Annotated in this window: 18 protein-coding genes and 1 tRNA gene; 8 read left to right on the top strand and 11 right to left on the bottom strand. The window is 72.4% G+C overall.

The window, feature by feature from the left end; genetic code table 11:
* Window positions 1-11 precede the first annotated feature (11 nt).
* On the bottom strand, window positions 12-917 hold the full coding sequence (gene mca / locus AC0B61_RS14890; RefSeq protein ID WP_471741072.1) for a mycothiol conjugate amidase Mca: 906 nt from the start codon (window positions 915-917) through the stop codon (window positions 12-14).
* 243 nt (window positions 918-1,160) lie between these two features.
* Here mca and AC0B61_RS14885 point away from each other — a divergent pair, with 243 nt between their 5' ends.
* Both AC0B61_RS14885 and greA read left to right on the top strand, forming a co-directional pair.
* Complete coding sequence (locus tag AC0B61_RS14885) at window positions 1,161-1,574, top strand: DUF4307 domain-containing protein (RefSeq protein WP_471741071.1); 414 nt, start codon at window positions 1,161-1,163, stop codon at window positions 1,572-1,574.
* Between the two features lie 259 nt (window positions 1,575-1,833).
* Window positions 1,834-2,334 carry a transcription elongation factor GreA gene (greA, locus tag AC0B61_RS14880; protein WP_471741070.1) on the top strand — a complete coding sequence of 167 codons (501 nt, stop codon included), beginning with the start codon at window positions 1,834-1,836 and terminating at the stop codon, window positions 2,332-2,334.
* Between the two features lie 98 nt (window positions 2,335-2,432).
* Here the strand turns inward: greA and AC0B61_RS14875 are convergent, their stop codons facing one another.
* The 3 genes from AC0B61_RS14875 to ilvA form a co-directional block, all read right to left on the bottom strand.
* Complete coding sequence (locus tag AC0B61_RS14875; RefSeq protein WP_471741069.1) at window positions 2,433-3,290, bottom strand: ABC transporter permease; 858 nt, start codon at window positions 3,288-3,290, stop codon at window positions 2,433-2,435.
* Between the two features lies 1 nt (window position 3,291).
* Window positions 3,292-4,368: an ATP-binding cassette domain-containing protein gene (locus tag AC0B61_RS14870; RefSeq protein WP_471741068.1), complete on the bottom strand. Its 1,077-nt coding sequence runs from the start codon at window positions 4,366-4,368 to the stop codon at window positions 3,292-3,294.
* A gap of 206 nt (window positions 4,369-4,574) precedes the next feature.
* Window positions 4,575-5,786, bottom strand: coding sequence for a threonine ammonia-lyase (ilvA, locus tag AC0B61_RS14865; protein WP_471741067.1), 1,212 nt, complete (start codon window positions 5,784-5,786; stop codon window positions 4,575-4,577).
* A 123-nt stretch (window positions 5,787-5,909) separates the two neighbouring features.
* Here ilvA and AC0B61_RS14860 point away from each other — a divergent pair, with 123 nt between their 5' ends.
* Window positions 5,910-6,395: a MarR family winged helix-turn-helix transcriptional regulator gene (locus AC0B61_RS14860; RefSeq protein WP_471741066.1), complete on the top strand. Its 486-nt coding sequence runs from the start codon at window positions 5,910-5,912 to the stop codon at window positions 6,393-6,395.
* Between the two features lie 11 nt (window positions 6,396-6,406).
* Here AC0B61_RS14860 and AC0B61_RS14855 read toward each other — a convergent pair whose 3' ends face one another.
* Window positions 6,407-7,561, bottom strand: coding sequence for a cystathionine gamma-synthase (locus AC0B61_RS14855; protein ID WP_471741065.1), 1,155 nt, complete (start codon window positions 7,559-7,561; stop codon window positions 6,407-6,409).
* A gap of 137 nt (window positions 7,562-7,698) precedes the next feature.
* Between AC0B61_RS14855 and msrA the strand changes: the two genes are divergently transcribed.
* Both msrA and AC0B61_RS14845 read left to right on the top strand, forming a co-directional pair.
* Complete coding sequence (gene msrA / locus AC0B61_RS14850) at window positions 7,699-8,364, top strand: peptide-methionine (S)-S-oxide reductase MsrA (protein ID WP_471741064.1); 666 nt, start codon at window positions 7,699-7,701, stop codon at window positions 8,362-8,364.
* Between the two features lie 163 nt (window positions 8,365-8,527).
* Entirely contained in the window at window positions 8,528-8,890 is a 363-nt protein-coding gene (locus AC0B61_RS14845) for a cupin domain-containing protein (protein ID WP_471741063.1), read from the top strand.
* A 73-nt stretch (window positions 8,891-8,963) separates the two neighbouring features.
* On the opposite strand, the gene AC0B61_RS14840 is transcribed toward AC0B61_RS14845, so the two are convergent.
* The 3 genes from AC0B61_RS14840 to AC0B61_RS14830 all read right to left on the bottom strand — a co-directional run bounded on the left by AC0B61_RS14840 (window position 8,964) and on the right by AC0B61_RS14830 (window position 12,767).
* Window positions 8,964-10,253: a L,D-transpeptidase gene (locus AC0B61_RS14840; protein WP_471741062.1), complete on the bottom strand. Its 1,290-nt coding sequence runs from the start codon at window positions 10,251-10,253 to the stop codon at window positions 8,964-8,966.
* Window positions 10,254-10,439: 186 nt separating this feature from the next.
* A complete protein-coding gene (locus AC0B61_RS14835) occupies window positions 10,440-10,778 on the bottom strand; it encodes a hypothetical protein (protein WP_471741061.1) in 339 nt (112 codons plus the stop codon).
* Window positions 10,779-11,366: 588 nt separating this feature from the next.
* The gene (locus AC0B61_RS14830; protein WP_471741060.1) at window positions 11,367-12,767 is read right to left on the bottom strand and encodes a cystathionine beta-synthase; all 1,401 of its coding nucleotides are present in this window, start codon (window positions 12,765-12,767) and stop codon (window positions 11,367-11,369) included.
* A gap of 239 nt (window positions 12,768-13,006) precedes the next feature.
* On the opposite strand from AC0B61_RS14830, the gene AC0B61_RS14825 reads away from it, so the two are divergent.
* The 3 genes from AC0B61_RS14825 (at window position 13,007) to AC0B61_RS14815 (ending at window position 16,618) form a co-directional block, all read left to right on the top strand.
* On the top strand, window positions 13,007-14,101 hold the full coding sequence (locus AC0B61_RS14825; RefSeq protein WP_471741059.1) for an SGNH/GDSL hydrolase family protein: 1,095 nt from the start codon (window positions 13,007-13,009) through the stop codon (window positions 14,099-14,101).
* 63 nt (window positions 14,102-14,164) lie between these two features.
* Window positions 14,165-15,385 (top strand): acetyl-CoA C-acetyltransferase, encoded by a 1,221-nt coding sequence (locus AC0B61_RS14820; RefSeq protein WP_471741058.1) that lies wholly within the window; start codon window positions 14,165-14,167, stop codon window positions 15,383-15,385.
* A gap of 291 nt (window positions 15,386-15,676) precedes the next feature.
* Window positions 15,677-16,618, top strand: coding sequence for a hypothetical protein (locus AC0B61_RS14815; RefSeq protein WP_471741057.1), 942 nt, complete (start codon window positions 15,677-15,679; stop codon window positions 16,616-16,618).
* A 101-nt stretch (window positions 16,619-16,719) separates the two neighbouring features.
* On the opposite strand, the gene AC0B61_RS14810 is transcribed toward AC0B61_RS14815, so the two are convergent.
* From AC0B61_RS14810 to AC0B61_RS14800, 3 genes are all read right to left on the bottom strand, one after another.
* On the bottom strand, window positions 16,720-17,079 hold the full coding sequence (locus AC0B61_RS14810; protein WP_471741056.1) for a hypothetical protein: 360 nt from the start codon (window positions 17,077-17,079) through the stop codon (window positions 16,720-16,722).
* A gap of 83 nt (window positions 17,080-17,162) precedes the next feature.
* On the bottom strand, window positions 17,163-18,035 hold the full coding sequence (locus tag AC0B61_RS14805) for a Bax inhibitor-1/YccA family protein (protein ID WP_471741055.1): 873 nt from the start codon (window positions 18,033-18,035) through the stop codon (window positions 17,163-17,165).
* 140 nt (window positions 18,036-18,175) lie between these two features.
* Window positions 18,176-18,257 (bottom strand) — tRNA-Leu (locus AC0B61_RS14800).
* Between the last annotated feature and the right edge of the window lie 393 nt (window positions 18,258-18,650).

The raw sequence follows: 18,650 nt of genomic DNA, 5'->3' as shown, positions 1-18,650 counted from the left end.
CGGGGGGTGGTTCAGTCGCGCGTGTCTGCGGCCTCGGCCGCCAGGGTGGGGGTGCGCAGGCCGGCGAACAGGTCGTCCTCCGGCAGGTCCACGTCGACCAGGGTACGGGCGAGCTCGTAGTCCTCGGTGGGCCACACTTCGCGCTGGACCTCCAGCGGGACGCGGAACCACGGGCCGTCCGGGTCGATCTGGGTGGCGTGGGCGATCAGCGCGCGGTCGCGGGTCTCGAACCAGTCGTCGCAGCGGACCCGGGTGGTGATCTCGCGCTCCTTGCGGCCGCTCTTCTCCCAGCCCTCGATCCACTCGCCGTACGGCGAGTCGTGGCCGTGCTCGGTGAGGTACTGGTGCAGCGCCCGGATGCGGCCCATCGGGAAGCCGTGGTTGTAGTACAGCTTGAGCGGCTGCCAGGGCTCGCCGGCCTCGGGGTAGGCGTCCGGGTCGCCCGCGGCGTCGAAGGCCAGCATGGTGATCTTGTGGGTCATGATGTGGTCCGGGTGCGGGTACCCGCCGTTCTCGTCGTAGGTCGTGATGACCTGCGGCTTGAACGTCCGGATCAGCCGGACCAGCGGCTCGGCCGCCTCCTTCACGTCCTGCAGGGCGAAGCAGCCCTCCGGCAGCGGGGGCAGCGGATCCCCCTCGGGCAGGCCGGAGTCCACGAAGCCCAGCCAGGCCTGCTTGACGCCGAGGATCGCCCGCGCCTCGTCCATCTCCTTGCGCCGGACCTCGTGGATGTTCTCCTCGATGTAGGGATCCCCCTGGAGCTTGGGGTTGAGGACCGACCCGCGCTCGCCCCCCGTGCAGGTGGCCACCAGCACGTCCACACCCTGCTCGACGTACCTGGCCATGGTGGCCGCGCCCTTGCTGGACTCGTCGTCCGGGTGGGCGTGCACCGCCATCAGTCGCAACTGCTCAGTCAACGCCTTGCGTTCCTTCCACATCCTCGGGCGTTCCGCGAAGTCCGGGTCTGCCCACCGTACGAACCGCTCACTTCGGGACCGCGTCGCCGCGGGGCCGGCCCGCGGATGTCGCCGACACGGCCGGGCCCTGCCCCCGCCGGACCGGCCGCGGGCGTGCCCCTCCTATAGTGACGGACTGGAGGAGCGCCGCATTCCCCGCGTACCGCCCCACGCGGCCCCTCCCCCAGGGAAGGACGGAGTCCGATGACGGCAGAGACCACCGCCGCCGCGCTGCCCGAGGGGCGCTACGGCAGGAGCGGCGACCGCGACTCGGACCGCCGCCTGAAGGTGGTCGGCGCGGTCTGCGGCGTGCTGGGCCTGGGCGTGGTCGCCTGGCTGGGCGGTTCCTACCTGCTGCGCGAGACGAAGATCAACGGCTCGGTGCCGACCTTCCAGGTGCTCTCCGACTCCGAGGTCCGGCTGCACCTCACGGTGAGCAAGAGCGACGGGCAGGCCGGCACCTGCACGGTCCGGTCGCAGGGCGACGACCACGCGGTGGTCGGGGTGGCCGACTTCCCCGTCCCGGCGGCCGGCTCCAGCTACGACGCGGACGTCATCCTGCGCACGGCCTCCCGCGGCACCACCGCCGAACTGCTGGGCTGCACGCCGGCCAAGTAGGCCGCATATTCGATCCGGGGAGCGGGCATCCGTAGGAGGTCCCCCGCTTCGCCCTGGACACCGGGGCGCAACACCCCCGTCAATGTCGCGTCGGCGCATCTCCCGCTTGTCGGCAGGAGTTGTTAGGCTCGTGGTTTCGCCCCTTCCGCACCGGATGGTACGGGAGCGGGCGTTGCTTTGTAGTTGAGACCGATATCACCACCAACCCTGCTGACGAATCACACCCTCAGCACAGCCCCAGCACCTACGAGGAGCACCCGTGACCCAGACCAGTGAAAACGTGACCTGGCTCACTCAGGCCGGTTACGACCAGCTCAAGGCCGAGCTGGACCATCTGACCGGGCCCTGGCGCATCGAGATCGCCCAGAAGATCGAGGCGGCGCGCGAGGAGGGCGACCTCAAGGAGAACGCCGGCTACCACGCGGCGAAGGAGGAGCAGGGCAAGTACGAGCTGCGCATCCGCCAGCTGACCCAGCTGCTGGAGCGAGCCAAGGTCGGCGAGGCGCCGGCCGACTCGGGCGTGGTGGCCCCGGGCATGGTCGTCACGGTCGCCTTCGACGGCGACGAGGACGACCTCATGGAGTTCCTGCTCGCCTCCCGCGAGGTCGCGGGCGCCGCCGACCTGGACGTCTACTCGCCGCAGTCGCCGCTGGGCCGCGCGATCGACGGCAAGCAGATCGGCGACGAGGCCACCTACGACCTGCCGAACGGCAAGCCGGCCATGGTGAAGATCGTCAAGGTCGTGCCGCACGCCGGCTGATCCGGCCGCCCTCTCGCGTTCCCACGCGGCTCAAGCCTCGCCTCGGCTCAAGCCTCGCCTCGGCTCAAGGAGCGCCCCGGCTCAAGGAGCGCCCCGGCTCAGGCCGCGGACGAGCGGTACTTGCGCACCGCCAGCCACGAGAACACCGCCGTGATGACCAGCGACCAGAGCACCGAGACCAGCGCCGCGTGCTGCATCGGCCAGGCCTGGTCCACCGGCCCGACCTGGTTGCCGAACAGCACCCGGCAGGCCTGCACGGTGGCGCTGAACGGGTTCCAGTACGCGACCCCCTGCAGCCAGCCCGGCATCGAGCTGACCGGCACGAAGGCGTTGGACACGAAGGTCAGCGGGAACAGCCAGATCAGCCCGGCCGAGGTGGCCGCCTCGGGGCTGCGTACCGACAGTCCGATCAGCGCGCCGATCCAGGAGAAGGCGTAGCCGACCAGGAGCAGCAGGCCGAAGGCGCCGAGCGCGTCGAGCACCCCGTTGTGGATCCGCCAGCCGACCAGCAGCGCGACCACGCCCAGCACGACCACGATGAACGCGGTCTGCACGAGGTCGGCCAGGGTGCGGCCGACCAGCACCGCCGAGCGGGCCATCGGCAGCGAGCGGAAGCGGTCCACCAGGCCCTTGGTCATGTCCTCCGCGATGCCGGCCGAGGCGCCGGCGGTGGCGAAGGTGACGGTCTGGGCGAAGATGCCGGCCATCAGGTACTGGATGTACGTGTGGGAGCCGGAGTCCGTCCCGGGGATCCGGATCGCCCCGCCCATGACGTACGAGAACAGCAGCACGAACATGACCGGCTGCATCAGGCCGAAGACGACGATCTCCGGGATCCGGGTCATCCGGCGCAGGTTGCGCTTGGCGACCACCCAGGAGTCATGCAGGGCGGCGGCCAGTCCCCGGCGCTGCCGGGGCACCGCCCCGCCTATGGCGTGTTCGGTGGCGGTGCTCATCTCAGCGCTCCTTGCCGGCCGGGACGGCCTGCTTGTCCGGTCCTTGGCCGTCGGTGTCCTCAGCGCCGTCGGGCTTGGCCCTGCCCCGGCCGCCCCGGCCGCGTTCCCTGGGGCCGGCGCCGCCGGCCTCGTCGTCCTGCTCGGCGACGTGGCCGGTGAGGGTGAGGAAGACGTCGTCCAGGGTGGGGCGGCGCAGCCCGATGTCGTCGATCTCGATGCCGCGGGCGTCCAGTTCGCGGATGGCGTCGGCGAGCACCCGGGCGCCCCCGCTGATCGGCAGGGTGATCCGGCGGGTGTTCTTCTCGACCGCGGGCTCGCTCAGCGCGTAGCCGGACAGCGCGGCGACCGCGTCGGCGACCAGGCCGGGCTCGTGCACCACGACCTCGATCCGTTCGCCGCCGATCTGCGCCTTGAGCTGGTCGGCGGTGCCGCGCGCGATCACCCGGCCGTGGTCGACCACCGCGATGTCGTGGGCGAGCCGGTCGGCCTCCTCGAGGTACTGGGTGGTGAGCAGCAGGGTGGTGCCCTGCTCGACCAGGGTCTCGATGACCTCCCAGAGCGCGAGCCGGTTGCGCGGGTCGAGGCCGGTGGTCGGCTCGTCCAGGAACATCACCGGCGGCCGGACGACCAGTGCGGCGGCGAGGTCCAGGCGGCGGCGCATGCCGCCGGAGTAGGTCTTGGCGGTGCGGTCCTTGGCCTCGGCGAGGTTGAACCACTCCAGCAGTTCGAGCGCGCGGGCCTTCGCGGCGCGGGTGGTCATCTGATAGAGCTCGCCGACCATCGTGAGGTTCTCGAAGCCGGTCAGGTACTCGTCGACGGCCGCGTACTGGCCGGACAGGCCGATCAGGCTGCGGACCCGGTGGGGGTGCTTGAGCACGTCGACGCCGGCGACCACCGCGTGGCCGGAATCGGGGCGGAGCAGGGTGGTGAGGACCCGTACGGTGGTGGTCTTCCCGGCGCCGTTCGGGCCGAGCAGCCCGAGCACCGTGCCCTCGGGGACGTCGAGGCTGACGCCGTCCAGGGCTCGTACGTCGCCGAAGGTCTTCACCAGGTTCTCGGCTTGGATGGCTGGCGCCATGGCCTGCCTCATCTCCTCGGGCGTATGGAGCGATCTGTCCCACTCTGCCCCGTTTTCTGGCATCCGGGCGACTCCGTTTTCGACCCGGCAGGACTCGAACGCGATGTATCGCGAGTCTCCCAGTACGCGATATATCGCGTCAAGGGAGAAGGCTCCGCCATCGTGCCAGGGAGGACTGACACCGCACCGCCCCCGGCCCCCACCGCCTAACCGGCGACGACGTACCCCGCGTCCCGCAGCTCGCCGATCACCGCCGCGCAGTGCTCCGGCCCCTTGGTCTCCAGGTGCAGGTCCACCTCGACCTCGGTCAGCCCCAGCTGCGGGTCGGTCCGCACGTGCGCCACGTCCAGGACGTTGGCGTCCAGCCCGGTCAGCACGCCCAGCAGGTCCGCCAGCGAGCCCGGCTTGTCCGCCAGCCGCACCCGCAGCGACAGGTAGCGCCCGGCCGCCGCCAGCCCGTGCCGCAGCACCCGCTGCATCAGCTGCGGGTCGATGTTCCCGCCGGACAGCACCCCGACCACCGGCCCCTCGAAGGAGTCCGGCCGCTCCAGCAGGGCCGCGATCGGAGCCGCCCCGGCCGGCTCGACCACCAGTTTCAGCCGCTCCAGGCCGAGCAGCAGCGCCCGCGACAGCGCGTCCTCGGAGACCGTGCGGATGCCGTCCGCCAGGGTGTTGACCACCTCGAAGGGGATGTCCCCCGGGCGCCCGACCATGATCCCGTCGGCCATGGTGGCGAAGCGCTCCAGCGACATCGGCCGCCCGGCCGCCAGCGAGGGCGGGTACGCGGCGGCGCCGGCCGCCTGCACGCCGATCACCCGTACGTCCGGCCGCAGCGGCTTCACCGCCGCCGCGATCCCGGCGATCAGCCCGCCGCCGCCCACCCCGACGAGGATGGTCCGCACCTCGGGGCACTGCTCGAGGATCTCCAGCCCGACCGTCGCCTGGCCGGTGACCACGTCCCAGTGGTCGAAGGGGTGGATGAACACCGCCCCGGTCGCCTCCGAGTAGCGCTGCGCGGCCTGCAGCGCCTCGTCGACGGTGGCGCCGTGCAGCCGTACGTCGGCGCCGTACTCGCGGGTGGCCGCGATCTTCGGCAGCGGCGCCGCGACCGGCATGAACACCGTCGAGCGCACCCCCAGCAGGGAGGCCGCCAGCGCCACGCCCTGGGCGTGGTTCCCGGCGCTCGCCGCCACCACGCCGCCGGCCCGCTGCACCGGCGAGAGTCCCGCGATCCGCACGTACGCCCCGCGCAGCTTGAAGGAGCCGGTGCGCTGCAGGTTCTCGCACTTCAGGTGGACCGGCGCGCCGATCAGCCCGGACAGGTGCCGGCTGCTCTCCATCGGGGTCACCCGGGCGATCCCGGCGAGCATCTTCTGGGCGCCGCGGACGTCGTCGAGGGTGATCGGCCAGGTGTGCATGCCGCCAAGGGTAGAGGCCCGGGCGCGGGCGATCCGGGACGCCGGGCCTGTTCCCGGGCCCGCCGAGCCCGCGTACGCTGCTGCTTCTGAGCCTCCCTCACCGCACGACGATCGTGAGCCGCGATGACGACGACCTCGCCCCAGGCCACCGACCGCACCGACCCCGTGCACACCCGACTCCAGTACCAGCTCGCGGTGTTGGCGCGCCGCATGGAACAGGTCCGGACCTCCGGCGGCGGGGTCGGAGCGCTGGACCGGGCCGCCTACCTGCTGCTCGACCGGCTGGAGCGGCACGGGCCCGCCAACGTCAAGGCGCTGGCCGACTCCCTGGGGGTGGACTCCTCCACGGTGACCCGCCAGGTCGCCCCGCTGGTCGCGGCCGGGCTGGTCGGCCGGGTGCAGGACCCGGCCGACCGCCGTGCCGTACGGCTCGCGCTGACCTCGCACGGCGCCGGCCGGCTCGACGAAGTCCGGGACGGCCGGGCCGAGTTGACCCGCCGCCTGGTCGCCGACTGGCCGCCGGAGGAGCAGCACGCGTTCTGTGCCCTGCTGGCCCGCTTCAACCACGCGATGGAGTCGTACACGGCGGACCAGCAGGGCCGGCAGTAACGCCGAAGGCGTCAGCCCAGCGCCTGCTTGAGGTCGGCCAGCAGGTCGTCGATCGACTCGATGCCGACGGAGACGCGCACCAGGTCGGCGGGCACCTCCAGCGGGGAGCCCGCCGCCGAGGCGTGGGTCATCCGGCCCGGGTGCTCGATCAGCGACTCGACGCCGCCCAGCGACTCGCCGAGGGTGAAGAGCTGCGTACGGTTGCAGACCTCGACGGCCGCCTCCTCGCCGCCCGCGACCCGGAAGGACACCATGCCGCCGAAGGCCTTCATCTGCTTCGCGGCGATGTCGTGGCCGGCGTGCTCGGGCAGGCCGGGGTAGAGCACCTGGCTGACCTTGGGGTGGCTCGCCAGCAGCTCGGCGACCTTCTCCGCGTTGGCGCTGTGCCGGTCCATCCGGACGCCCAGCGTCTTGATGCCGCGCAGCACCAGCCAGGCGTCGAACGGGCCGGAGACGGCGCCCATCGCGTTCTGGTGGTACGCGACCTCCTCGCCGAGGGCCGCGTCGGCCAGCACCAGCGCACCGCCGACGACGTCCGAGTGGCCGCCCATGTACTTGGTGGTGGAGTGCACGACCGCGTCCGCGCCGAGCGCGATCGGCTGCTGCAGGTACGGGCTGGCGAAGGTGTTGTCGACCACCAGCAGCGCGCCGGCCTCGTGCGCGATCCCGGCGAGCGCGGCCAGGTCGGTGATGCCCAGCAGCGGGTTGGACGGGGTCTCCACCCACACCGCGCGGGTGTTGGGGCGCAGCGCCTCGCGGACGGTGGCCAGGTCCTGGGTGTTGGCCACGGAGAACTCGACGCCCCAGCGGGTCAGCACCTTGGCGAACAGCCGGAAGGTGCCGCCGTAGGCGTCGTTGGGGATCACGATGTGGTCGCCCGGCTTGAGGATGGTCCGCAGCAGGGTGTCCTCGGCGGCGAGGCCGGAGGCGAAGGCGAGGCCGCGGGAGCCGCCCTCCAGCGCCGCGAGGCACTCCTCCAGCGCGGTGCGGGTCGGGTTGGCGCTACGGCTGTACTCGTAGCCGCCCCGCAGGCCGCCCACCCCGTCCTGCTTGTAGGTGGACACCTGGTAGATCGGCGTGACGACGGCCCCGGTCTGGGGGTCTGCTTCCTGACCCGCGTGGATGGCGAGGGTCTCGAAGCCCTGGGGAAGCTGGTGCTCGGTCATGGGTCCGAGCCTAGTGGCCGTACGTCGGCGCGCTCGCCGGAACGGGGCACGACGGCCGGGAACGGACACCGCCGGAATCCGCGGGCGCCCCCGCGCGTTGAATCCGGGGCAACCCTCCCTACCCGCAGGAGCAGGCCGTGCTGTTCAACCGCCACAAGACCTCGCTCGTCCCCGCCGACCAGGCGCTGCCCGGCCGGGCGGCCCCGACCTTCGACCTGCGCGAGCCGCACACCGTGCTCGGCCACCCGCTGCTCGGCCCGTACCCGGAGGGCCTGGAGGTGGCCGACTTCGGGCTGGGCTGCTTCTGGGGCGCCGAGCGGACGTTCTGGCGCCTGCCCGGCGTCTGGACGACGCTGGTCGGCTACCAGGGCGGCTACACCCCCAACCCGACGTACGAGGAGGTGTGCAGCGGGCTGACCGGGCACACCGAGGCGGTCCGGGTGGTGTACGACCCGGCGGTGGTCTCGTACGAGCGGCTGCTGAAGACCTTCTGGGAGGCGCACGACCCGACCCAGGGCAACCGCCAGGGCAACGACGTGGGCACCCAGTACCGCTCGGCCGTCTACACCCACTCGCCCGCCCAGGCCGAGGCGGCGGCGGCCTCCCGGGACGCCTTCCAGCCGGCCCTGACCGCGCTCGGTTACGGGCCGATCACCACCGAGATCGCCCCGGCCGGCCCGTTCCACCCGGCCGAGCCGTACCACCAGCAGTACCTGTCGGAGGCCAAGAACCCCAACGGGTACTGCGGTCTCGGCGGCACCGGCGCGTCCTGCCCGATCGGCGTCGCCCGCACCCGGGGCTGAGCGCGGGCCCGGGGCTGAGCGCGGGCCCAGAGCCGAGCGCGGGCCCGGGGGGCGGCCACCCGACGCGACCGCGCCCCGGGCCGGGCGCAGACTGGAAGGACCAGCAGGGGCGGCTCGGCCACCCGCCGGCGGCCGGGCCGCTCCTCGTGGAGAGGAGCGCGCCATGTCCGGTCTGGTCCGCAAGAGCTTTGACAATCCCGAGGAAGTCCGCCCCTTCGAGCAGGACAAGGGGGAGCTTCGCCTGGTCAACCTGGAGGCCGGCCCGGTCGGCAGGGCGGTGTTCGAGCCGGGCTGGCGCTGGTCCGAGCACGTGAAGCCGATCGCCGGGACCGACAGCTGCCAGGCGCCCCACCTGGGGTACGTGGTCTCCGGGCGGATGAAGATCGTCATGGACGACAGCCAGGAGGACGAGTTCGGCCCGGGTGACTTCATGGTCTGCCCGCCCGGACACGACGCCTGGGTCCTGGGCGACGAGCCGTGCGTGATCGTCGACTGGCAGGGATTCGCGGACTACGCGAAGCGCTGACCGGCCCCGCTCGGCTCACAGCCGGGCCGGCGCGTTCCCGTCGGCGGCCCGGCTGTGAGACGGCGCCGGGCGGTCAGACGGCGCTGCCGGCCTTCCACTCGGCCCAGCTGAGGTTCCAGCCGTTCAGGCCGTTGTCCGCGGCGACCGTCTTGTCGCCGGAGTTCACGACCTCGACCACGTCGCCGACCATCGAGGACTTGTAGAACTTGTAGCCGTCGGTGCCGCTGTCCTGCGCGCCCTTGGCGTCCTGCAGGCCGACGCAGCCGTGGCTGGTGTTCTGGCCGCCGAAGATCGACGCCGAGGACCAGTAGTTGCCGTGGATGAAGGTGCCCGAGGTGGTGAGGCGCTGGGCGTGCGGCACGTCGGCGATGTCGTACTCGCTGCCCAGGTTGACGGTCTGCGAGTTCATCCGGGTCTGGGTGTACTGCTCCGAGATCACCATCTTGCCGCCCCACGTGGTGTGTTCGGGCGAGCCGCCGGAGATCTTGTAGACCGCGCTGACCTGGCCGTCGGTGGTGACGGTGAGCTTCTTGGTGGCGAGGTCGGCGACGCTGGTCTGGGCCCGGCCGATGGTGAAGCGGACGTCCTTCGACTGCGTGCCGTACACGCCCTTGGCGCCCTCGACGTCCTTGAGCCGGAGCTTGACGGTGACCACGGTGCCCTTGGCCCAGTACTCCTGCGGCCGGAAGTCGAGCCGGGTGCCGGAGAACCAGTGCCCGACGATCTCGACGCCCGGCTCCGCTATCACGGTGATCGCCTGCTGGACGGCCTTGCGGTCGGTGACCGGCTTGCTGAAGTTGATCGAGACGGGCATCCCGACGCCGACGGTCGAGCCGTCCTCGGGGGTGAAGTAGCCGACGAAGGTGTTGGCCGGGGTCGCCGTGGTGAAGACGGCGTTGGAGTCCGCCTCCAGCTTGTCCTTGTCGAGGGCGGTGGCGGCGACGGCGTACTTGGTGCCGCTGGCCGGCGCGGCGGCCGAGGTCCAGCTGGTGTTGTCGGCGGAGAGCTGGCCGGCCAGTTCCTTGCCGGTGGAGTCGGTGACCTTGACGCTGCTCAGCGTGCCGTTGGTGACGGCGACCTTGACCGGTTCGCTGAAGCTGGCGGCGGCGGCGCCGTCCGCGGGGGTGACCGTGATGACGGCGGCCGAGGTCTTCGGGGCGCTGCTGCCGCCGGAGCCGCCCGGGGCGCCGCTCGCGCTGCCGCCGGACCCGCTGCCACTGCCGCTGCCGCCGCTGCCGCCGTTGCCGCTGTTGTCATTGCAGGCCGCCAGCAGCAGGACAGGTGCCCCGATCAGTCCTGCGAGGACGCCACGTCGGCTCCAACTGGCCCCAGCCACCCGCCCCTGACCGTCCCGTGCCGTCACGTCGCGTCTCCCTGCTGATCATCCCGGGCATTTACGGATACAGAAACGCAATCCACCCGTTCACGGTTCCATCACCGAAGGGTAAGCGATCGTATGAGATGACCCAACTTCCCACCGAACAAGGACAAAACGCCCGGCCTGCCAGCGGCAGACCGGGCGTTCACGAGCCGTGACGGCGCACGGACGTCACTCGGCGGACTCCTCCACCGTGTACTCGTCCCACTCCTCGTTCTCGGGGTCGAACTCGGTCCGCGCCGACTCCCAGGTCGCCGAGGCGAGGTCCACACCGGGGACCTCGCCGATCAGGGCGACGGGGTCGATGAAGTGGGCGAGCGAACCCGACGGGTCCACCTCGATGGCCTCGACGGACTGGGCGCGCTCCTCGTCGTCGAGGTACTCGTCCTCGGCCACCGCCTGCAGGGCCGCCGCCTTGAGCGCGCCCTCGTCGGTGATCTCCGCGATGAGCTCGATCTTGACCCGGACGTAGCGCGGGGCGTCCTGGTCGGTCGTTTCAGTGCTGGTCATGCGTGCGAGCGTACGGGAAGCACGGACCGCCCGGCGCACACCGGGGAGCCGCCGGCCGGCCGGGCGCACTCGCGGCGGGACGGCACCCACGGCCGGGCGCACTCGCGGCGGACGGACGGCAGGGCGCGGCGGACGCACTGGTGGGGCCGGCCCCTCGAAGAGGGACCGGCCCCACCGCTTCCCCGCTCGGCTCCCCCACCCGGGAGCCTCGAGGACGCGCCGTACGGCGCAGTGCGGCCGCGGGAGCCGCCGCACCCTGTGACCGGCCGGAGCCGGGCAGGGGCGGGACGACGGCGCCTCCCGCGGAGGGAGGACACAGCGGCCGGGTCAGGGCCGCCCGATGTGTCCGAGCCGACCGCGGCCGTCCGGGGAGCCGCTCCCGGACGGTTGCCGTCGCCTCGTTCGGCGTCCTGCCGTTGACCACAACCATGCCGGAGCCGTGTTAACCACGTGCTGCGGGCAGGTGACGCCGGTGTACCACTTCGCCCGTGGGCGAACCCACCGGATCCGCCCGCGGCACCCGCGGTGACCGTACGTCAGCGCCCGCCGCGGTGACCGTGCGTCAGCGCCCGCCGCGGTGACCGTGCGTCAGTGCGCGCCGCGTCCGGTCAGGTAGCCCAGCAGATCCTGGCGGGTGACGATGCCCTGCGGCTTGCCCTCGACCAGGACGACGGCCGCGTCGGCCTTCTCCAGCACGGTCATCAGGTTGGTGACGGTCTCGCCCGAGCCGACCACCGGCAGCGGCTTGGACATCACCTTGTCGAGCGTGTCGCTCAGCTCGATCTCCTTGGCGAAGATGCCCTCCAGCAGCAGCTTCTCCACCACCGAGCCGATCACCTCGCCGGCCATGATGTCCGGGTGCCCGGCGCCCGGGGAGACCACCGGCATCTGCGAGACGCCGTACTCGCGCAGCACCCGGACCGCCTCGGCGACCGTCTCGTTCGGGTGCATGTGGACGAACTGCGGGACGCCGCCCTGCTCGATGCCCTCCTTGCGGACCAGCACCTCGCTGATGTGCGCCTCGTCGGTGGACGAGGGCAGGAAGCCGTAGTCGGCCATCCAGTCGTCGTTGAAGATCTTCGACAGGTAGCCGCGGCCGCCGTCGGGCAGCAGCACCACCACGACGTCGTCCGGGCCGAGCCCGCGGGCGACCTCCAGCGCGGCCACCACGGCCATGCCGCAGGAGCCGCCGACCAGCAGGCCCTCCTCCTTGGCCAGGCGGCGGGTCATCTGGAACGAGTCCTTGTCGGAGACGGCGACGATCCCGTCCGCGACGGCGCGGTCGTAGGCGGTCGGCCAGAAGTCCTCACCGACGCCCTCGACCAGGTACGGCCGGCCGGTGCCGCCCGAGTAGACCGAGCCCTCCGGGTCGGCGCCGATCACCTTGACCTTGCCGCCCGAGACCTCCTTCAGGTAGTTGCCGGTGCCGGAGATGGTGCCGCCGGTGCCGACGCCCGCCACGAAGTGGGTGATCTTCCCGTCGGTCTGCTCCCACAGCTCCGGGCCGGTGGAGTGGTAGTGCGAAGCCGGGTTCTCCGGGTTCGAGTACTGGTCCGGCTTCCAGGCGTTCGGGGTCTCCCGGACGAGGCGGTCGGACACGTTGTAGTACGAGTCCGGGTGCTCGGGGGCGACGGCGGTCGGGCAGACGACCACCTCGGCGCCGTACGCGCGCAGGGTGTTGATCTTGTCGGTCGAGACCTTGTCCGGACAGACGAAGATGCACTTGTAGCCCTTCTGCTGGGCCACGATCGCCAGGCCGACACCGGTGTTGCCGGAGGTCGGCTCGACGATGGTGCCGCCCGGCTTGAGGGCACCCGAGGCCTCGGCGGCCTCGATCATGCGCATCGCGATGCGGTCCTTCACCGAGCCGCCGGGGTTGAAGTACTCGACCTTCGCCAGCACGGTCGCGCTGATGCCCTCGGTGACCTTGTTCAGCTTGACCAGCGGCGTATTGCCGACCAGGTCGATGATCGAGTTGTGGTACCGCACGGGGGTCCTCCCGGTCTTTGGGCATGCGAGTGCTTTCGGTACTGCAAAGCCTAGGGCGTGCCACGCACCCCAGCGCTCCTTCCTCTCCGCCACCCCCCGCGGGCCCTCCCCGGCACTCCCGCTCCGGCCCCTCGGCCTCCCCCAATGGCCCACCGCCACCGGTACTCCCGCCCTCCGCGCGGGTAGGAGGGGGATAGGCCCCCGGGAGGGGCGGCAGGAGGACGCGAAGGGGGTGCCGGATGCCAGGCGCACAGGACTCGCGGGCCCGGGTGGCCCGGCGGATCGCCACCGCGGCGGCGTACGGCGGCGGCGGGCTCGGCCTGCTCGGCGTCGGCGTGGTCGGCCTGCTGCTGACCGAGAGCAAGCTCGCCATCCAGGCCATCGGCGCGCTGGAGACCGTTCCGCCCAAGGCCGACGGCGTCTACGGCGAGGACTTCGCGGACCTCGCCGCCGGCCCGCGCCCGCCACTGGTCCTGGCCGTCCTCGGGGACTCCACGGGAGCCGGCCTCGGGGTGGCGCGGGCCCGGGAGACGCCCGGCGCCCTGCTCGCCGCCGGCCTGGCCTCGGTGGCCGAGCGCCCCGTCCGGCTGGTCAACGTGGCCCGCTCCGGCGGCCGCTCCGCCGACCTCTCCGGCCAGCTGGAGCAGGCGCTGCCGTACCACCCGGACGTCGCCGTGATCATGATCGGCGCCAACGACGTGACCCGGCACAGCCCGGCCCAGCTGGCCGTCCGCCAGCTCGGCGAGGCCGTCGCCGCCCTGCGCGCCAACGGCTGCCACGTGATCGTCGGGACCTGCCCGGACCTCGGCACGATCAAGCCGGTGCGTCCGCCGCTGCGCTGGGTGGCCCGCCGGCTGAGCCGGCAGCTGGCCGCCGCCCAGACCATCGCGGTGGTGGAGGCGGGCGGCCGGACGGTCTCGCTGGGCTCGCTGCTGGGCCCGGAGTTCGCCGCGCGCCCGGAGATGTTCGCCGCCGACCGCTACCACCCCTCCGCCCAGGGCTACGCGACGGCCTCGATGGCCGTGCTGCCCTCGGTCTGCGCCGCGCTCGGCCTCTGGCCCGAGGAGGAGCACCCGGCCGCGCCCCTCGCGGGCGAGACGGTGCTGCCGGTCGCGGTGGCCGCCGCGGCGGCGGCCGGCCGGGCGGGCACCGAGGTGGCGGCCGTCGAGGCGGAGGGCGCGGGCCACCGCTGGGCCCTGCTGCGCCGGCGCCTGCGGGTCGGGCTGCCCGGCTCGGGCCTGATGGGAGGGCTCCACCCGGAGCCGGGCCCGGACGCCCCCGAGGCGCCGGGGAATACGTCGGCCAGCTCACACGCTGCTGCGGGTGACGCCTGATCTACCAGGCGGTAACTTTCCTCCCGGACGCCAGGTCCGCCGCCACCCTGCGAGGAGCCCGCCATGCCCGAAGCCGTCATCGTCAGCGCCGCCCGTTCGCCGATCGGCCGGGCCTTCAAGGGCTCGCTCAAGGACGTCCGCCCGGACGACCTCACCGCCCACATCATCCAGGCCGCCCTGGCCAAGGTCCCGCAGCTCGACCCGCGCGACATCGACGACCTGATGCTGGGCTGCGGCCTGCCCGGCGGCGAACAGGGCCACAACCTGGCCCGCATCGTGGCCGTCCAGATGGGCATGGACTACCTGCCCGGCGCCACCATCACCCGCTACTGCTCGTCCTCGCTGCAGACCACGCGGATGGCACTGCACGCGATCAAGGCGGGCGAGGGCGACGTCTTCCTCTCGGCCGGCGTGGAGACCGTCTCGCGCAGCGTGCACGGCACCTCCGACGGCATGCCGGGCACCATGAACCCGGTCTTCGACGAGGCGCAGGCCCGGACGGCCAAGCGCGCCGAGGAGGGCGGCGGCACCTGGCACGACCCGCGCGAGGACGGCCTGCTGCCGGACGCCTACATCGCGATGGGCCAGACCGCCGAGAACCTGGCCGCGCTCAAGGGCATCACCCGCGCCGAGCAGGACGAGTTCGGCGTCCGCTCCCAGAACCTCGCCGAGGCTGCCATCGCGGCCGGCTTCTGGCAGCGCGAGATCACCCCGGTGACGCTCCCCGACGGCACCGTGGTCAGCGCGGACGACGGCCCGCGGGCCGGCGTCAGCCTGGAGGGCGTCTCCGGCCTGAAGCCGGTGTTCCGCCCCGACGGCACCGTGACCGCCGGTAACTGCTGCCCCCTGAACGACGGCGCGGCCGCGCTGGTCATCATGTCCGACACCAAGGCCCGCGAGCTCGGCATCACCCCGCTCGCCCGGGTCGTCTCCACCGGCGTCAGTGGCCTCTCCCCCGAGATCATGGGCTACGGCCCGGTCGAGGCCTCCAAGCAGGCGCTCCAGCGGGCCGGCCTGACCATCGACGACATCGACCTGGTCGAGATCAACGAGGCGTTCGCGGCCCAGGTGATCCCCTCCTACCGCGACCTCGGCGTCGACCTGGACAAGCTGAACGTCAACGGCGGCGCCATCGCGGTCGGCCACCCCTTCGGCATGACCGGCGCCCGGATCACCACCACGCTGATCAACTCCCTGCAGTGGCACGACAAGCAGTTCGGTCTGGAGACCATGTGCGTCGGCGGCGGCCAGGGCATGGCGATGGTCATCGAGCGCCTCAGCTGACCTTTCGCCGCAGCCTCCGAAGGGTCTGGACCACCCATTTGGAGTGACAGTGCGTAATTGAGGGCCGGATCACACCGCGAGGTCGATCCGGCCCTCTTTTCGTTCGTTTCCGGCCCGGAAATCGACAGTGCGGAGCGGATCAACTCCACTGCGTAGAACGGTGTTACCTAACAATTTGGGGACAAGAGCGAAAGTCACGGACGAATTGGACATTCGCCACTGCGGTCACACCCCCGCATGCGGCAGTGTGGAGGCGTAACCCCGTTCCGCTCCTCGCTAGGAGTACGTTCCGTGAGCGCCGTCTACACCATCCTGCTGCTGATCCTGATCACCGTGTCCACCACCGTCCTGCTGCGCCTGCGCGGGCTCTCCCGCCGGCTGGACGCCCAGGCCGCGGCCCCGGCCGGGCCCGCGACGGTGGACGAGGCCGCGATACGCCGGGCCGTCACCGAGGCACTCGCCGCCGACCGCGAACGGGAGATCACCGAGGCCCGGGCGTTCTGGGCCGAGCAGGAGGCCCGCGCGGCCGAGGACGCGCCCCTGTTCGACCCGCCGTTCACCGGAGCGTTCTCCGGCGCCGAGGAGTGGCCGCTCTTCTTCCCCCGCCCCACCGGCCCGCAGGACGCCGCCGACAACGCCGGGACGATGGACCCGGAGTTCGGCGAGGCGCTGCGCTCCGCCCTGGAGGACCTGATCGGCGAGGACGGCACCGACGCGGCCGAGCCCGGCACCGACGGCGGCGCGCCGCTGCGCCCCGGCCACCCCGTGGGCGAGACCGCGAAGGACGCCCGGGCCCGCCGCGAGGCCGACCTGCTGGCCACCGGCCTGGAGGCCGGGCTGCTGGACCTCGACCCGGTCGTCGAGGAGGTCCCGGTCGCCGCGCCCGACCCGCGCCGCCACCCCTCGCACCCCGACTTCGTGCCGAGCCAGGCGCCGTCCCGCGAGTGGACCGACACCCGGCTGGCCGCCCTCGCCGAGGAGGGTGTCGCCCTGATCGACGTCCGCCCGGGCCCGCTGGGCACCCTGGACGTGTACGGCTTCGCCGACGGCACCACCCTCTGCGTGGCCCCGGGCGACCGGGAGGCCGCCTACCGGCTGATCGACGCGGTCCGTGCCGGTGAGCACGTCCGACTGCTCGGCGGCTCGCGCTTCTCCGGCTCGTACTCGCTGACCTTCTCCACCGACGACGAAGCCGTCTACGTGCTCGCGGACCGGGTCGTCGCCAGCATCTGACGCCGGATCACCAGCGGCATACCGCACAGCGCGCCGAAGGCCGGCCGGGTCAAGGGGTTACCGACCCGGCCGGCCTTCGGCACGTCCGGCCGCGGCAGCCGTCAGGTGCAGAGCGCCGACGTCTCCCGCACCGCCGCCACCGCGGCGGCCAGCACCTCGTCGGCCGCCGCGGCGCCGTCCGGCAGTACCGCGAGCGCGGCTGCCAGGTCGTGTCCGGCGACGGCCAGTTGGTCCCCCACCGCGAAGGCCCCGGCGTCCGGGAAGTCCCGCGCCGGCCCGTGCTCCGCCGCCAGGGCCAGCGCGGCCAGCCGCCGGGCCAGTGCCAGCCCGGCCGCCGCCCGCGAAGCGTGTCCGGGCACGGCGCCCAGCAGCTTGCTCTGCGGCAGGGAGCGGAAACGGTCCGCCAGGGCGTCGACGGCTTCGACCAGGGCCCGCACGTCCGGGGGCTGTACGTCATGCATGGCAGCGAGCCTAGGCGAAAAGCCGCCGGGCCCCGGAGCGAGTCGCTCCGGGGCCCGGCGGCAGTGGCTACGGCGGGGCTCGGTCAGTCGTCGCCGCGCAGGATCGCGATCAGCCGCAGCATCTCGACGTAGATCCAGACCAGGGACAGGGTGAGCCCGAAGGCCGCCCGCCACGACTCGCGCTGCGGCGCGCCCTGGGCGATGGCCTCCTCGATCGCCGCGAAGTCCAGCGACAGGAAGAAGGCGCCCAGGCCGATGCCGATCAGGCCGACCACGATGCCCAGCGGGCCGGAACGCAGCCCCATGTCGGCACCGAACGCCATCGCGACCAGGTTGACCAGCATCAGCAGCACGAAGCCCATCGCGATCGCGATGCCGATCCTCGTGTAGCGCGGGGTGACGCGGATCCGGCCGCTCTTGTAGGCGAACAGCATCGCCCCGAAGACCGCCGCCGTGCCCAGCACCGCCTGGATCGCGATGCCGTTCAGCATGGTGTTGAGGGCGTGCGTCAGGGCGCCCAGGAAGAAGCCCTCAAGTCCCGCGTACACCAGGATCAGCGCCGGGCTGACGCTGCGCTTGAACGAGACGACCAGGCCGACCACCATGGCCACCAGGCCGGCGCCGATCGCGAACCCGTAGTTCTCGAACGGCAACGTGAACCAGGCCACCGCGCCGGCGGCGACCAGGGTCAGCAGCGTCATGGCGGTGCGGGCGACCACGTCGTCGAGCGTCATCCGCCCGGTGGCCGCGGGGCCGGCCGACGGCCCGTTGTACAGCTGGTACAGCTGCTCGTCGGTCAGCGGGGCCTGATCCTGCGGCTGCTGGGCGTACGGGGTACCCGCGTAGGGGTTGGCGCCGTGCGGGCCCCCGGCCTGTGCGGTGTTGCCGAACCCCGCGTAGCCGGAGTCGCGGGAGAAGGACCCCTCCCGCGAGAAGACCGGGTTGCTGCTTCTCATTGCTCATTCCCTCCGTGGCGGCACTGCACCGCCCTCGGACAAGGGTAATGGCTTGGCAAAAATTCCGGGATACGCCGCGAGGAGGATCCGGTGGACGGCGCCCGGCGGGGGCGCCGTCGGAGCCCCCGCCGGTCGATCGGTGCCCGGAGCCGGACTCGAACCGGCACGGCCTCGCGGCCAAGCAGTTTTAAGCTGCCCGTGTCTGCGTTCCACCATCCGGGCGTCCTGCGAAACCACCCTGAGCCTAGTCTCCCGGCTCACCCTTTCGCATGTTCCCAGCCCCGGAAGTTGTCATGTTTCCTTGCCATCTGACGAACAGTTCGGGATTCGGTCACGAAGGATAGTGGTTCCGGCCACCGACCGGCCACCGGCCCTCCCTCAGGGTCCACGTCATACCGCAGGAGGAGGGAGCCGACCCCCCGTACGCCCAGCGGCGGTCGGGCCAACCGTCCGGCGGAGCGACGCCAGACCATGATCACGTCGCGGAGCATGGAGGTACAAGCCCACGAACCGAGGAGTTCCCGTGACCACGTCGACCGCGACCGCCGTCCGCACCGGCCGGGCGGCCGCCCGCGCCACCGGCCTGAACAAGGTCTACGGGGAGGGGGAGACCCG

The organism is Kitasatospora sp. NPDC023385 (assembly GCF_055664045.1).
Note: the sequence above shows the minus strand (reverse complement) of the source record. Positions and strands in the feature narration are given on the sequence as shown.

Excerpts from the sequence above, each read along its gene's own strand:
- AC0B61_RS14820 (WP_471741058.1), top strand. The coding sequence starts at position 14,165 with ATGCCCGAAGCCGTCATCGTCAGCGCCGCCCGTTCGCCGATCGGCCGG.
- AC0B61_RS14870 (WP_471741068.1), bottom strand. The coding sequence starts at position 4,368 with ATGGCGCCAGCCATCCAAGCCGAGAACCTGGTGAAGACCTTCGGCGAC.
- AC0B61_RS14805 (WP_471741055.1), bottom strand. The coding sequence starts at position 18,035 with ATGAGAAGCAGCAACCCGGTCTTCTCGCGGGAGGGGTCCTTCTCCCGC.
- AC0B61_RS14885 (WP_471741071.1), top strand. The coding sequence starts at position 1,161 with ATGACGGCAGAGACCACCGCCGCCGCGCTGCCCGAGGGGCGCTACGGC.
- AC0B61_RS14875 (WP_471741069.1), bottom strand. The coding sequence starts at position 3,290 with ATGAGCACCGCCACCGAACACGCCATAGGCGGGGCGGTGCCCCGGCAG.
- AC0B61_RS14860 (WP_471741066.1), top strand. The coding sequence starts at position 5,910 with ATGACGACGACCTCGCCCCAGGCCACCGACCGCACCGACCCCGTGCAC.
- AC0B61_RS14825 (WP_471741059.1), top strand. The coding sequence starts at position 13,007 with ATGCCAGGCGCACAGGACTCGCGGGCCCGGGTGGCCCGGCGGATCGCC.
- AC0B61_RS14810 (WP_471741056.1), bottom strand. The coding sequence starts at position 17,079 with ATGCATGACGTACAGCCCCCGGACGTGCGGGCCCTGGTCGAAGCCGTC.
- AC0B61_RS14855 (WP_471741065.1), bottom strand. The coding sequence starts at position 7,561 with ATGACCGAGCACCAGCTTCCCCAGGGCTTCGAGACCCTCGCCATCCAC.
- AC0B61_RS14835 (WP_471741061.1), bottom strand. The coding sequence starts at position 10,778 with ATGACCAGCACTGAAACGACCGACCAGGACGCCCCGCGCTACGTCCGG.
- ilvA (WP_471741067.1), bottom strand. The coding sequence starts at position 5,786 with ATGCACACCTGGCCGATCACCCTCGACGACGTCCGCGGCGCCCAGAAG.
- AC0B61_RS14845 (WP_471741063.1), top strand. The coding sequence starts at position 8,528 with ATGTCCGGTCTGGTCCGCAAGAGCTTTGACAATCCCGAGGAAGTCCGC.